This is a genomic window from Halorussus salilacus, assembly GCF_024138125.1.
GTDB classification, from domain to species: Archaea; Halobacteriota; Halobacteria; order Halobacteriales; family Haladaptataceae; genus Halorussus; species Halorussus salilacus.
In genome coordinates this window covers 1,021,531-1,035,904 of record NZ_CP099993.1, presented here as the reverse complement: position 1 = coordinate 1,035,904, position 14,374 = coordinate 1,021,531, and the positions used below count along the sequence as shown (strand labels likewise).

The window sequence follows — 14,374 nt, the reverse complement described above, 5'->3', positions numbered from 1 at the left end:
GCGGCCCCGTACGAGCAATCATGCACATCAAAAAGCTCGTCTTGGACAACTTCAAGAGCTTCGGACGCAAGACCGAGATCCCGTTCTACGAGGATTTCACGACCGTCAGCGGGCCGAACGGCTCCGGAAAGAGCAACATCATCGACAGCATCCTGTTCGCGCTCGGCCTCGCTCGGACCCGCGGCATCCGCGCCGAGAAACTCACCGACCTCATCTACAATCCTGGTCACGCTGGCGAGGGCGACGCGTCGAGCGGCCCCCGCGAGGCCAGCGTCGAGGTGGTGCTGGACAACGGCGACGGCACCGTAGACCGGGCGCAGGTCGTCAACGCCGCCGGATCGGAGAACGTCGGCGACGTCGAGGAGATCACCATCAAGCGCCGGGTCAAGGAGACCGACGACAACTACTACTCCTACTACTACCTCAACGGTCGGTCGGTCAACCTCTCGGACATTCAGGACCTGCTCGCGCAGGCCGGAGTCACGCCCGAGGGGTACAACGTCGTCATGCAGGGCGACGTGACCGAGATCATCAACATGACCCCCTACGAGCGTCGCCAGATCATCGACGAGATAGCGGGGGTCGCTGAGTTCGACGCCAAGAAGGAAGACGCCCTCGAAGAGCTCGACGTCGTCAAAGAGCGCATCGACGAGGCCGAACTCCGCATCGAGGAGAAGCGCGAACGCCTCGACCAGCTCGAAGACGAGCGCGAGACCGCCCTCGAATACCAGGGACTGCGCGAGGAGAAAGAGGAGTACGAGGGGTTCGTCCGCGCCGCGGAGCTCGAAGAGAAGCGCGAGGACCTCCGTCACACCCGCGAGGACATCGACGAGCGCGAGGACGAACTCGCCGAGTTGCAGGCAGAACTGGACGCGAAGCAGGGGAAGGTCGTCCGACTCGAAGACGAACTGGAGGAGCTGAACGCCGAGATTGAACGAAAGGGCGAGGACGAACAGCTCGAAATCAAGAGCGAAATCGAGGAGGTCAAGGGCGAGATATCGCGGCTCGAAGACAAAATCGAGTCGGCTGAGGAGAAGATTCAGGACGCCGAGAACACCCGCCGACAGGCCTTCGTCGAGATAGACCGCAAGCAGGAGACCGTCGACGAGCTCGAAAGCGACATCCGCGACATCAAGATAGAGAAGTCGTCGGTGAAGGCCGACCTCCAGGGGAAGGAGGCCGAACTGGAGGAGGTCGAGGCCGAGATAGACGCCATCGACACCGAGTACGACGAGGTCAAGGCCGAACTCGCCGAGCGCAAGGAGCGCCTCGAAGCGGAGAAGGGCGAGAAGAACGACCTCCAGCGCGAGAAGGACCGCCTGCTCGACGAGGCCCGGCGGCGCTCGAACGCCGAGAGCGAGAAGGAGACCGAGCTGGACGAGGCCCGCGAGCGGATTCCCGAGCTGGAGACCAAGCTCGACGACCTCGAAGACGAGCTCGCCAAGGCCGAGCGGAATCGGGCCCAGATAGACGACGTGGTCGAGGACCTCAAGCAGGAGAAGCGCGAACTCCAGAGCGACCTCGACTCGGTCGAGGACGAGCTACAGGCCAAACAGAGCGAGTACGCCAGACTGGAGGCGAAGGCCGACGAGAACGGCGACTCGTCGTTCGGCCGCGCGGTCTCGACGGTCCTGAACGCGGGACTCGACGGCGTCCACGGCGCGGTCGCCCAGCTCGGGAGCGTCTCCGAGAAGTACGCCACCGCCTGCGAGACCGCGGCGGGCGGCCGGATGGCGAACGTGGTCGTCGACGACGACGGCGTCGGTCAGGACTGCATCGAGTACCTCAAGTCCCGGAACGCCGGGCGCGCGACCTTCCTGCCGATGACGGAGATGCACGACCGGAACCTCCCGTCGGCCCCCAACGCGCCGGGCGTGGTGGACTTCGCGTACAACCTCGTGGACTTCGACTCGCAGTACTCGGGCATCTTCTCGTACGTCCTCGGCGACACGCTGGTCGTCGAGAACCTCGACACCGCCCGCGACTTCATGGGCGACTACCGGCTGGTGACCCTCTCGGGCGAGCTGGTCGAGAAGAGCGGCGCGATGACCGGCGGGTCGAAGTCGGGGTCGCGCTACTCGTTCTCGAAGTCGGGGAAGGGCCAACTCGAACGGGTCGCCAAGCGCATCAACGAACTGGAGGACGAGCGCCGGTCCATCCGCGAGGACGTCCGCGACGTGGAGGGCCGCCTCGACGACGCTCGCGACCGCAAGAGCGACGCCACCGACCAAGTCCGGTCCATCGAGTCCGACATCGAGCGGACCGACTCGGAGTTAGAGGAGGTCCGCGAGCGCATCGACGACCTCGAAGACGAACTCGTCGCGATGGAGGCCGAACGCGAGGCGGTCGACGAGCAGATGCAGGAGATAGAGGACGAGATCGACGAGCGCGAGGCAGTCATCGCCGACGTGGAGGACTCGATTGCGGAACTCGAAGCCGAACTCGCCGACTCCCGGATTCCGGAACTCACCGCGGAGGCCGAGGACATCGAGGCCGACATCGAGGTGCTAGAGGAGAAGATCGACGACCTCGACGGCGAACTCAACGAGCTCCAGTTGGAGAAGCAGTACGCCGAGGACGCCATCGAGGACCTCCACGACGACATCGAGCGCGCCCAGAACCGCAAGGCCGAACAGGAGGAGAAGATTTCGGAGCTGGAGGCAGAAATCGAGGACAACGAGGACCTCCTCGACGAGAAGCGCGCGGCGGTCGAGGAGCTCGAAGAGGAGCTCACCGAGCTCAAAGACGAGCGGACCGACCTCAAGGACGACCTCCGGGCGGCCCAGCAGGACCGCGACGAGAAGAAATCGGAGGTCGAGTCGGTCGAGAACCGCCTCGAAAGTCTGCGCCGGAGCGAACAGCGCCTCGAAGCCGACGTGGCGGAACTCGAAGAGCGGGTCGGCGACTACGACGCCGACGAGATTCCCGACCTCGACGAGGTCGAGGACAACATCGCGCGGCTCGAACGCCAGATGGAGGCGCTCGAACCCGTCAACATGCTCGCCATCGACGAGTACGACGAGGTCGAGGCCGACCTCGACGACCTCGAAGAGCGCAAGTCGGTGCTGGTCGAGGAGCGCGACGGGATACGCGAGCGCATCGACTCCTACGAGTCCCAGAAGAAGGCCACCTTCATGGAGGCCTACGAGGCCATCGACGACCAGTTCCAGCACATCTTCGAGCGCCTCTCGAACGGGACCGGCGACCTCCACCTCGAAGACGAAGCCGACCCCTTCGAGGGCGGGCTGACGATGAAGGCCCAGCCGGGCGACAAGCCCATCCAGCGCCTCGACGCGATGTCTGGCGGCGAGAAGAGCCTGACCGCGCTGGCCTTCATCTTCGCCATCCAGCGGTACAACCCCGCGCCGTTCTACGCCTTGGACGAGGTCGACGCCTTCCTCGACGCCGCCAACGCCGAGCGCGTCGGCGAGATGGTCGACGAACTCGCTGGCGACGCCCAGTTCGTGGTCGTCTCCCACCGGTCGGCGATGATGGAGCGCTCGGAACGCGCCATCGGCGTCACGATGCAGGGCGACAACGTCAGCACCGTGACGGGCATCCAGCTGGGAGACGGCGACGAAGAGGTGCCTGCCGATGACTAGCGAGGAGCCACGCTCCTCGGAGAACGTGAGCGGCAAAGCCGCGAACAGCGATTTTCCGGGGGAATCTCGAAACGCGAGCGGGGAGGAGCGTAGCGACGACCCGCGAGCCGATGCCGACGAGATTCCGCTGAACATCGCGGGCCACGAGGAGGAGAAGCGCGAGCGCGAGGGGACGGAGAACCCGTTCGGCGGCCCCGACTCGGACTCGCCGAGCGAGTCCGAGTCGGGCGAATCAGCGTCCGGCGAGGACGCGACCATCCTCGACGAGGTCGCGGCGGAGGCCCCCGACGCCGCCGACGACGAGGCCGAACCCGTCGAACTCCTCGTCCAGTTGGCCGAGGAGGGCGAGATCGAGCCGTGGGACATCGACATCGTCACGGTCACCGACAAGTTCCTCGACCGGCTCGACGAGGTGGACCTCCGGACCTCGGGCCGGGCGCTGTTCTACGCGAGCGTCCTGCTCCGGATGAAGAGCGACGCCATGCTGGCCGACGACGACGAAGAGGAGGAACCCGAGGACCCGTGGGCCGAGTGGGGCCCGGGGATGGACGCGCCGATGGACGGCGACGGCGACTTCCCGGCCCACGACCCCGTGAACCAGCTCGAAGCCGAGATGGAGCGCCGACTCGACCGCAAGACCGCTCGCGGGACGCCCGAGACCCTCGACGAACTCGTTCGGGAGCTCCGCGAGCGCGAGCGCGGGTCGTGGTGGAAGGACTCGCGGAGCTACGACACCTCCGAGTCGCCCGGCGGGTTCGAGCGGGGTACCCAGACCCTCGACTACCGGATGGACGACGGGATGCGGATGGACGACGAACCCTCCGAGGAGGACGCGCTCGGGACCGCCCACGGCGAGGACATCGAGGCGGTCATCGACGACGTGCGCGCGGAACTCGACGCCCACTACGAGTCGGGCCGCGAGGAGGTGCTGTACGCCGAGATAGAGACCGCGGGCGGCTCTCGCATCGAGACGTTCCTCGCGGTGCTGTTCCTCTCCCATCGGGAGGTGGTCGTCCTCGAACAGGACGACCTGTTCGGCGACCTCTGGGTCCGGGACGCCGACGCGGTCGGCGACGCCGACGACCGCGAGGCCGACCCAGACTCGGAGGTCGAGGCCGTCGCCGACTGACTTCTCCGCGCTCCCCTTTCTCTCGCGCGCTTCTCAGCGAGATTCGACGCGGGAAGTCGAGAACCGCCGACGTGTGTCGTATGTCAACAATACGCTTATCACTGTGGCCCACGTATGGTAACACATGACACCGACGAGGTTCCGCGAGCGCCTCGAAGAGACCGAGGGGCGGGTGGACCCCGAGGCGGTCGCCGAGGCGCTCGAATACGTCCGCGGTCGGTAGCGACCGCGGTCGCGGGTGGTCAGTCGAGATACTCGCCGACGAACGCGTCGACGCGGTCGCGGGTCTCGTCGGGAATCGCGTCGGTCGGCGTGTTGATAGTGCCCGAAAGCGCCGATCCGCAGTCGCACTCGCGCTCGTCGGGCATGTTCCGGATGGCGCTCTCGACGACCTGCTTGATGGCCTCCTCGTTCTCGGCGGCGTTGTCCAGCACCTCCTGCAGGGTGACCTCGCTGTCCTCCTTCCAGACGTCGTAGTCGGTGACGCCCGTGACCGTCGCGTAGCACATCTCGGCCTCCCGGGCCAACTTGGCCTCCGGAATCGTGGTCATGCCGATGACGTCCCAGCCCTGCTCGCGGTAGAACTCGCTCTCGGCGCGGGTCGAGTACTGGGGCCCCTCGATGCAGACGTAGGTGCCGCCCTTCTCCGATTCCGCGTCGGTCGCGGTCTCGCAGGTCTCCGCGAGGTGGTCGACCATGTGCGGACAGTAGGGGTCGGCGAACGGCATGTGGACCACGATGCCGTCGCCGAAGAACGTCGCGTCGCGGTGCTTGGTCCGGTCGAATATCTGGTCGGGGACCACGAGCGTCTGTGGCGGGAGGTCCTCCCGGAGGCTCCCGACCGCGTTGCTCGACAGGACGCGCTCGACGCCGACCTGCTTCAGCGCGTAGATGTTGGCCTTGTACGGCGCGTTGGTCGGCGTGTGCTGGTGGTCCGACCCGTGTCGCGGCAGGAACGCGACCTCCTCCCCGGCGAGTTCGCCGATAGTGACGGGCGCGCTCGGGTCGCCGAACGGCGTCGATATCTCCTCTTCGCGGGTGTCTTCGAGGGGCAGTGCGTCGTAGATTCCGCTTCCACCGATGAAGCCGATTGTCATGCAGTACAGTCGCGTCGGCGGGTACTAAACGGCTACCCTTTCGGGCGTATTCGGCGCGACGTTTCAGACCTCCAGAACGCGCTGTTCCCACTCGTCGCCGACCATCGCACCCAAGATCGCGAGACCGATTACCCCGGCGGGTCCCCAGGCGATGCCCAAGGCCCCGCCAGCGACCGCTCCGCAGACCGCACCGACTCCGGACGGTCCGGATTCCTCTTCGCGCACTAGTTCGGTTCGTGAACCGCCGTCGGTCACCGGTCCGGTCTCCTCGCGGATCGAGCCCTCCATATTTTTGACTATCATCCGGAGCTTATTAAGCTTGGACACGACCAATGCGGTCTGTCCGGCGAGAAACAGCAAAACGATACTCAGAAGACGAGTCCGTACGTGTAGCGTAGTCAGTCCCCCGACGAAGCGAGCTATCGTGGTCAGTCCGTGCCACAGCTGTGGCTGAATCTTGAACAGAACCGCCTGAAAGACTGCCCATCCGCCCAACCGGACGAGCGGCGGTAGCGACCGCAGTTCCTGTACGAACCAGTTCTTCCCGTCACGTAACCCTCGTCTTATCTGCGTCAGCCATTCGGGCGTTCGCTCTCGCATGAACTCACTCGTCCCGAATTCGTCCCGTCTTCGTACTTGAACCTCGGGACGCTGGTCAGGTAGACGAACCCGGGGGTGTGCAAGAGTAGCGTGGTATCAGGCACCGAGACGCTCGACCTGCTCCGCCCGTAGCAGTGATCAGGCCTCGGCCAACCGCCACTCCTCCCCGTCCCGCTCCAGCACGCCCCGACGCGCCATCTCGTCGAGCACCTCGTCCATCCGGTCGGGCTGGGCGATCTCCATCTCGATGCGCTCGATGTCGTGGTAGTCGCTGAGGAGGTGGCGAATCTCCTCGGTCGTGAACGCCTCGCCGTCGCCTTTCTCCATCACGCCCGAGGTGATGTCTATCATGTCCTCGATGAAGTTCCACGGGTAGACGATCCACGCCCACTCGTCGAGTCGCTCGCCGACGTAGTCGGGGTCGAACTCGCTGGTCTGGAGGAGCTGGAGGGTCGCGGTCCGCACCTCTCCGGCGTCGCGGTCGGTGACGTACTCGTAGGCGCGCTGGATGGAGCCGCCGGTGTCGGCGATGTCGTCGATGATGAGGACGTCCTTGTCCTCGACGCTGCCTTCGGGCATCGGATACCGGACCTCGGGTTCGCCGCTCTTCTGGGCGGTGCCCACGTAGTGTTCCATCTTGAGGCTCGTGAGGTCGTCGAGTCCGAGGAAGTCACAGATACAGCGGCCCGCGAACCAGCCCCCGCGCGCCAGCGCGACCACCACGTCCGGTTCGAAGGAGTCGCGCTTGACCTGGTCGCTGACGCCGCGACAGAGTCCGTAGATGTACTCCCAGTTCGTAATCGTGCATTTGAACTCGTCGGGGAGTTCGCTCATACCAACTCGGGATTCGTGTCCCTGCACACTTAACGGTTTACAGGTGGGTCTCCCGCGGTTTCGCGCGATTCGAAGGTGCCAACTGATATGAGGGCGGCGTCCGTGGTCCCGCGCATGGAAACCCGACGCGCCCTGCTGGTCGACGCATTCACCGACGAACCGTTCGCCGGGAACGCCGCGGGGGTCGTCCCGGACGCCGAGGACCTGAGCGACGCCCAGATGCAGGCGGTCGCCAACGAACTCGCGGTCAGCGAGACCGCGTTCTTCAGCGAGAGCGACGACGCCGACCGCCGAATCCGGTACTTCACCCCGACCACGGAGGTCGACCTCTGCGGTCACGCGACTATCGCCTCCCACGCCCACCTCCTCGACGAGGGCGTCGTCGACCCGGGAACCCACACCCTCGAAACCAACGTCGGCGTTCTCGACATCGAGGTCCGGGAGGACGGGACGGTCTGGATGACTCAGGACGACCCCGAAATCCGCGAGGTCGACCTCGATTACGAGCGCGTGGCTGGCGCGCTCGGCATCGACCACGCCGCGCTCCGGGACGTGGGTGCCGACCTGCCGCTCGCGGTCTCCTCGACCGGCCTCCCGTTCCTCGTGGTTCCGGTGAACTTCCTCGAACACGTCAGCGGGATGGACCCGGACCTCGGTGAGATCGAGGCCATCAGCGAGGAACTCGACGCCGCGGGAATCTACGCGTTCACCTTCGACGCGCTCGAAGCCGACTCGGCCCTCCACGCCCGGATGTTCGCGCCCGCCGCGGGCGTGCCCGAGGACCCCGTGACGGGGACCGCCAGCGGCGCGTGCGGGGCGTACCTCCGGGAATTCCGCGCCTTTGATGGGGAACTTCCCGAGGAGATGCGCTTCGAGCAGGGCCACTTCGTGGACCGCCCCGGGTACGTGCGGGTCCGGGTCGGCGACGAGGTCCGGGTCGGCGGTCGGGCGGCGACCGCGTTCGACGGGGAACTGCGCGTTCCGCAACGAGACGACGGCGACGACATCATCGAGGTGTAGGCGGATTTCTCTCGCCAGCGTTCACCGGAACAGTTCGCTGTTGAGCCAGCCGTCGTCGATCCAGTACGAGCGAAGATAGAGGTAGCCGATACCGACGAAGCCACCGACCGACACGACCTTCGCTATCGTGACAATACGCCTACTATTTTCGCATTTGTGTCGACCTTCGGTCAGTTCTCGCCGAACTCGAACTCGTTGGCCACGTCCTCGCGCTTGAGTTCCGAGACCTTCCGGCGGGTCTCGCTCGCGTCGTGTTCGACCTCCGAGAGCCGGTCGTCGAGCACGCTCAGTATCTCGCTCTTTACTTTCTCGCTGTCGAAGCGCTCGCGCATCTGCTCGTCGACGGCCTCGGTGAGTACCTTGACGGCCGCCGCGACGGTTCCGACGACCCAGACCAGCGCGCCGAGGGCGGCGACCGCGAGACCGGGCGCGGCGGTCCCGAGGACCGACCCGACGGCCGCGCCGCCGGTCAGCTGAGCGTAGGCGGTTCCCAGCCCGAGAACGACGCCCCCGGCGACCAGTCCGCCGCCGACCAGCGCGGCGACCGCCGAGAGCGCGACGTAGTAGAGCGCCCATCGTATCGAACTACTCGCGTCCATGGGGGTGGACACGAACGCTGGCACATAAAACCCACGCGTTTCGGCGTTCGTGTTATCGGGATTTCATTTCCCGGGGCGCGTCTGCGAACCGCCAGACTGGCAGACCATCGGTCCGCCGAGCCCCGCGTTAAGCTCCGTAGAACAATCCGGTAGCGAGTAAATATTACCGGTGCGCGACGGTCGGAACATTCTTTATCGGTATTCTCGTTCCCCCATATGGACACAATGGCTGTACTCTGGCTGGACGAAGTCACTGCGGACGACCTCGAATCGGTCGGCGGGAAGGGCGCGTCGCTGGGGGAACTCACCGGCGCGGGCCTGCCGGTCCCGTCGGGGTTCGTCGTCGGCGCGAGTACCTATCGCTCGTTCATCGAGGAGACCGGCATCGCCGAGGAGCTGTTCGATGCCGTCGACGTCGACGCCGACGACTCCGCGGCGCTCGCGGAGGCCCAGGAACGCGCCGCGGAGCTCATCCTCGACACCGAGTTCCCCGGGGGGATGCGCGAGGAGATGCTCGACGCCTACGACGAACTGGGCGACGAGCCGTTCGTCGCGGTCCGGTCCTCGGCGACGGCCGAGGACCTCCCCGACGCCTCGTTCGCGGGCCAGCAGGAGACGTTCCTCAACGTCACCCGCGAGGACCTCGTCCAGCGAGTCAAGGAGTGCTGGGCGTCGCTTTTCACCCAGCGCGCCATCTACTACCGACAGGAGAAGGGGTTCGACCACTCGAAGGTCGACATCGCGGTCGTCGTCCAGCGCATGGTCGACGCCGACAAGAGCGGGGTCATGTTCACCAGCCACCCCTCGACCGGCGAGCCGAAGCTCATCATCGAGGCGGCGTGGGGGCTCGGCGAGGCGGTCGTCTCGGGGTCGGTCTCGCCCGACAACTACGTCGTGGACCGCGAGACCGGCGAGGTCGTGGAGGTCACGGTCTCGGACAAGAAGACCATGATGGAGAAAGACGAGGAGACCGGCGAGACCGTCGAGCGCGCGGTCCCCGACGACCGCCGGGAGGCCCGGGTCCTCGACGAGCGCGACGTCGAGCGGCTCGTGGAACTCGGCGAGCGCGTCGAGGACCACTACGGCACCCCTCAGGACGTGGAGTGGGCAATCGTCGACGGTGAGGTCTTCATGCTCCAGTCGCGGCCCATCACGACAATCGACGACGGCGACGGCGAGATTCAGACCGACACAGACGCCGGGACAGAGACCGAGGGCATCGCCGACGGTAGCGGTGCGGTCGAGGCCGCGGGCGGCTCGAACGGGTCGAACGCGGGCGAGACCGAGGGCGAGGTCATCGTCTCCGGGCTCGGCGCGAGCCCCGGCATCGCGTCGGGCGCGGTCCGAATCGTCGACAAGCTCGACCAGCTCGACAAGGTGGGCGAGGGCGACATCATCGCGACCGAGATGACCACGCCCGACATGGTGCCCGCGATGAAGCGCGCGGCGGGCATCGTGACCGACGAGGGCGGCATGACCAGCCACGCCGCCATCGTTTCGCGCGAACTGGGTTGTCCGGCGGTCGTCGGTTGCGGGAACGCCACCTCGTCGCTCGCCGACGACCAGCTGGTCACCCTCGACGGCGACAAGGGGACCATCCGGGAGGGCCACACCGACGCCGACGAGGAGCGCGAACCCATCGAGGAGGCCCGGCCGAAGACCCCGGTCAAGCCGATGACCGCGACCGAGGTCAAGGTCAACGTCTCCATCCCGGAGGCCGCCGAGCGCGCGGCCGCGACCGGTGCCGACGGCGTCGGACTGCTCCGGATGGAGCACATGATTCTCTCGACGAACAAGACCCCCGCCCGATACCTCGAAGACCACGGCGAGGACGCGTACGTCACCGAGATCGTCGAGGGGGTCCAGACGGTCGCCGAGGAGTTCTACCCCCGGCCGGTTCGGGTGCGGACGCTCGACGCGCCGACCGACGAGTTCCGCCAGCTACAGGGCGGCGAGGACGAACCCGACGAGCACAACCCGATGCTGGGCTACCGGGGCATCCGGCGGAGCCTCGACCGCCCCGACGTGTTCGCCCACGAACTGGAGGCGTTCGCGCGCCTCTACGAGATGGGCTACGACAACGTCGAGATCATGTTCCCGCTGGTCAACGACGCCGAGGACGTGATTCGCGCGCGCAACCTCATGGCCGAGTCTGGCATCGACCCCGACAAGCGGACGTGGGGCGTGATGGTCGAGACGCCCGCCTCGGCGCTCGGCATCGAGGCCATGGCCGAGCAGGGCATCGACTTCGCGTCGTTCGGCACCAACGACCTCACCCAGTACACCCTCGCGGTCGACCGCAACAACGAGAACGTCGCCGACCGGTTCGACGAACTCCATCCCGCCGTCCTCCAGCTCATCTCCGAGACCATCGAGACCTGCCGCGAACACGACGTGGCGACGAGCATCTGCGGGCAGGCCGGGTCGAAGCCCCGGATGGTCCAGCACCTCGTCAACGAGGGGGTCAGCTCCATCTCCGCGAACATCGACGCGGTCCGGGACGTCCAGCACGAGGTCAAGCGAGTCGAGCAGAAGCTGGTGCTCGACTCGGTCCGGTGACGGAGTCGGCGACCCGACCGGGGTGCCGACCGCCGAGCGATCCGGATAATCCCGGCTTATCGACCGCAAAGCTCGGGCTACTCGATTGAACGGCCCGGTACGATGTCGCCGGTTTATGCGTCGCGCGACCGAACCTCCGACGAATGGGACTCCGAGCAGCGGTACTCGTTCTCGTCGCGGCGGCGCTGCTCGCCGGATGGTCGGGGGCCACACCGCTCTCGTCTCAATCGACCACCGCGAGCGGCGCGCCCCCACTGCCCGCGGCGACCACGACCGGCGACTCGGCCGAGGAACTGCCGCCCGGGGTCAACGAGACGGGAATCGAGGACGCCTCGGAGCTGGTCGAGGCCCACGAGGCCGCGCTCGTCGAGACCGGCTTCGCGTTCGGGTTCGAGGCGAACGTCACGGTCGGCCCCGCGAGGCAGTTCACCGCCGTGTCGGGTCGCGTCGAGTCGGGTCTGTCGCCGCTGGTCGTCGAGTCGGCGAGCGAGCGCGACCTCGGCGACGGGCCCACCGCAGTCGGGACCGACCTCTGGGCCAACGAGACGACGGTCGCCGTCCAGTACGACCGCGAGGGTCGGGACCAGCTTCGGCGGTACAATCGGTCGGGTGGGGAGTTCGGCGTCCCCGACGAGACGTGGGCCCACCTGCCCCGCGCCGACCTGAAGTCGCAGGTCACCAACGCGTGGCTCATCGAACTCGCACTGGCCGCGGGCGAGTACGACCTCGAACGGGTCGACGACCGCGACGGCGAGCGCGTCGCGGTCCTGCGCGCGACCGAGGCCGCGGCGGCCGCCAACCTCACCGACCTCGACTCGACCGTCGTCGTCGACGAGGAGGGCCGAGTCCGCGAACTCTCGCTGACCGCGGCCTACGAGGGCGAGGAGCCGACCACCGAGGTGCGATACGAGTTCGAACTCACCGAGGTCGGCGGGGTCTCCGTCGAGCGCCCGGCGTGGGTCGCCGAGGCCGAACCGCCGGGGGAGGCCAACGAGACGACCGCGACCCCGGGCGGAGGGACCCCCGTTCCGAGCCGAGCCACCGCGACCCCGAGCGGCGACTGATTCGCTGGCCGACCGCCCGTGAGATAGAACATTTGACATCTTCGGCCGGTGGGGTTTTCCGGGAGGTCGTCGTGCATCGGACGGGGGAGTGACAGAACATGACACGCGACAGCGGAACGTCTCGTCGGCAGTTCGTCAAGGCGGTCGGTGCGTCGGGAGCCGCGGTCGGGCTCACCGGCTACGTCGACGATACGGGCATCGGCAACGTGCAGGACGACGGCGGAACGACCACGGTTCGGTGGGCGGCCGACTCGAACGTCGACGGAGTCTCCGAGGAGATTCAGCAGGCGCTGTACGACAACGGGCTATCGAACGACGTCGAGATCGACGTGCTCGCCGGGTCGAACGTCACCGACGACCGACAGGCCCAGTACCAGCAGTGGCTGTCGGCGGGCCGCGAACGGCCCGACCTGCTGATGATGGACAGCGGGTGGACCATCCCGTTCATCGTCCGCGACCAGCTGTTGAATCTGAGCCAGGAGTTGCCCGAGGAGCGGCTGAGCCAGATAAACGACGAGTACCTCCAGAACCTCGCGCTGACCGGACAGGCCGACAACGGCGACATCTACGGGGTGCCCTTCTTCCCGGACATCGCCACGATACAGTACCGGCGGGACCTCTTCGAGGAGGCGGGCCACAGTCCCCAGGACTCGTGGGCCACCGACTCGGTGACGTGGCAGGAGTTCTCCGAGATAGTCAGCGACGTTCAGGAGCAGACCGACGCCGACATGGGGTTCACGTTCCAGGCGCAGGCCTACGAGGGGCTGGCGTGCTGTGACTTCAACGAGTTCATGACGAGCTGGGGCGGGGCGTACTTCGGGAATCCACAGGAGAACCTCTTCGGACCCATCGGCGACCGACCCGTCACGCTGGGCGAACAGCCGGTCGTGGACTCGGTCCGGATGGTCCGGACGTTCATCCACGGCTCGGACGCCGAGGGGACCCTCGACGACTACCAGCAGATCTCGCCACAGACGGTGCTCCAGTGGTCCGAAGAGCCCTCCCGCCAGCCGTTCACCAGCGGGAACGCCGTGGCCCACCGCAACTGGACGTACTCCATCGCCACCAACGGCGCAGAGGACCAGTTCGGCGAGGACTTGGGCGTGATGCCCATCCCGTACGCCGTCACCGAGGACGACGCGGAGTACCCCGGGACGGGCGGGCCGACCTCCGCGCTCGGCGGGTGGCTCACGTCCGTCAACCCGAACTCCCAGAACCAGGAGGCCGCGCTCGAAGTCATCACGACCATGATGAACGAGGACTTCATGTTCCGGCTGTTCGAGCTGTTGGGGTGGGTTCCGCCCAACACCGACCTGCTCGAAGACGACCGCGCTCAGGAGGTCGAGGTCATGGGTCGGTACGTCGACCAGTTGCGCGTCGCGGCCAACGCCGGGCTTCCGCGGCCGGTCACGGTCGTCTGGCCCCAGCAGTCCCAGCGCATCGCCCAGCAGGTCAACTCCGCGTACAGCGAGGGCGGGAACCCCGAGCAGGCGATGAGTCAGCTCCAGCAGGCCGTCCAGCAGATCGAAGAGGACGCGTAGGGACGGCGCTCCGTCCGTCGCCGTTTCCCGGTTGGCGAACGATTCGAACGACGCTATTCGAACGACGCCGGTAGACGGCCCCCGCCCGGTCGCGCAAGCGCGACCCGGCGGGGGCTCTCTCCGTCCAAGGGCGGTTCTCGGCTTCGCTCGGCGGAGATTCTCGATTCCACTCGGGGAGAGACTCTCGGGGCGATTCCGGCCGACCGCTTCACCGGTCGCGATTCGGGAGACTGGGTCACCGGCCGCGGGCCGCCGGGTCGCGCCGAGGGCGCGACCCGGCGGGCCGACTCGTCCGTCGCCGCATCCGCCACGTTCAAGCCCTCCGCACC

Annotated in this window: 10 protein-coding genes; 6 read left to right on the top strand and 4 right to left on the bottom strand. The window is 66.9% G+C overall.

The genetic code is table 11. The features are described from left to right. Positions 1-20: 20 nt before the first annotated feature. Together smc and NGM10_RS05270 are read left to right on the top strand one after the other, a co-directional pair. Positions 21-3,602 (top strand): chromosome segregation protein SMC, encoded by a 3,582-nt coding sequence (smc, locus tag NGM10_RS05275; RefSeq protein WP_253482592.1) that lies wholly within the window; start codon positions 21-23, stop codon positions 3,600-3,602. Then, a complete protein-coding gene (locus NGM10_RS05270) occupies positions 3,595-4,731 on the top strand; it encodes a segregation/condensation protein A (protein ID WP_368408647.1) in 1,137 nt (378 codons plus the stop codon). Before smc ends, NGM10_RS05270 begins: the two co-directional genes overlap by 8 nt. 242 nt (positions 4,732-4,973) lie before the next feature. Here NGM10_RS05270 and mtnP read toward each other — a convergent pair whose 3' ends face one another. The 3 genes from mtnP to NGM10_RS05255 form a co-directional block, all read right to left on the bottom strand. After that, positions 4,974-5,828 (bottom strand): S-methyl-5'-thioadenosine phosphorylase, encoded by an 855-nt coding sequence (gene mtnP / locus NGM10_RS05265; RefSeq protein ID WP_253482588.1) that lies wholly within the window; start codon positions 5,826-5,828, stop codon positions 4,974-4,976. Between the two features lie 63 nt (positions 5,829-5,891). Further along, positions 5,892-6,428: a hypothetical protein gene (locus NGM10_RS05260; protein WP_253482587.1), complete on the bottom strand. Its 537-nt coding sequence runs from the start codon at positions 6,426-6,428 to the stop codon at positions 5,892-5,894. A 138-nt stretch (positions 6,429-6,566) separates the two neighbouring features. Beyond that, positions 6,567-7,262 carry a phosphoribosyltransferase gene (locus tag NGM10_RS05255; RefSeq protein ID WP_253482585.1) on the bottom strand — a complete coding sequence of 232 codons (696 nt, stop codon included), beginning with the start codon at positions 7,260-7,262 and terminating at the stop codon, positions 6,567-6,569. A 114-nt stretch (positions 7,263-7,376) separates the two neighbouring features. Here NGM10_RS05255 and NGM10_RS05250 point away from each other — a divergent pair, with 114 nt between their 5' ends. Beyond that, the gene (locus NGM10_RS05250) at positions 7,377-8,282 is read left to right on the top strand and encodes a PhzF family phenazine biosynthesis protein (RefSeq protein ID WP_253482583.1); all 906 of its coding nucleotides are present in this window, start codon (positions 7,377-7,379) and stop codon (positions 8,280-8,282) included. Positions 8,283-8,452: 170 nt separating this feature from the next. Here the strand turns inward: NGM10_RS05250 and NGM10_RS05245 are convergent, their stop codons facing one another. Next, on the bottom strand, positions 8,453-8,881 hold the full coding sequence (locus tag NGM10_RS05245; protein WP_253482581.1) for a hypothetical protein: 429 nt from the start codon (positions 8,879-8,881) through the stop codon (positions 8,453-8,455). Between the two features lie 225 nt (positions 8,882-9,106). On the opposite strand from NGM10_RS05245, the gene ppsA reads away from it, so the two are divergent. The 3 genes from ppsA to NGM10_RS05230 all read left to right on the top strand — a co-directional run bounded on the left by ppsA (position 9,107) and on the right by NGM10_RS05230 (position 14,045). Beyond that, the gene (gene ppsA, locus NGM10_RS05240) at positions 9,107-11,440 is read left to right on the top strand and encodes a pyruvate, water dikinase (protein ID WP_253482579.1); all 2,334 of its coding nucleotides are present in this window, start codon (positions 9,107-9,109) and stop codon (positions 11,438-11,440) included. Between the two features lie 143 nt (positions 11,441-11,583). Then, positions 11,584-12,504 carry a DUF7537 family lipoprotein gene (locus tag NGM10_RS05235; protein ID WP_253482577.1) on the top strand — a complete coding sequence of 307 codons (921 nt, stop codon included), beginning with the start codon at positions 11,584-11,586 and terminating at the stop codon, positions 12,502-12,504. Positions 12,505-12,602: 98 nt separating this feature from the next. Then, positions 12,603-14,045: a substrate-binding domain-containing protein gene (locus NGM10_RS05230; RefSeq protein ID WP_253482574.1), complete on the top strand. Its 1,443-nt coding sequence runs from the start codon at positions 12,603-12,605 to the stop codon at positions 14,043-14,045. Positions 14,046-14,374: the final 329 nt, after the last annotated feature.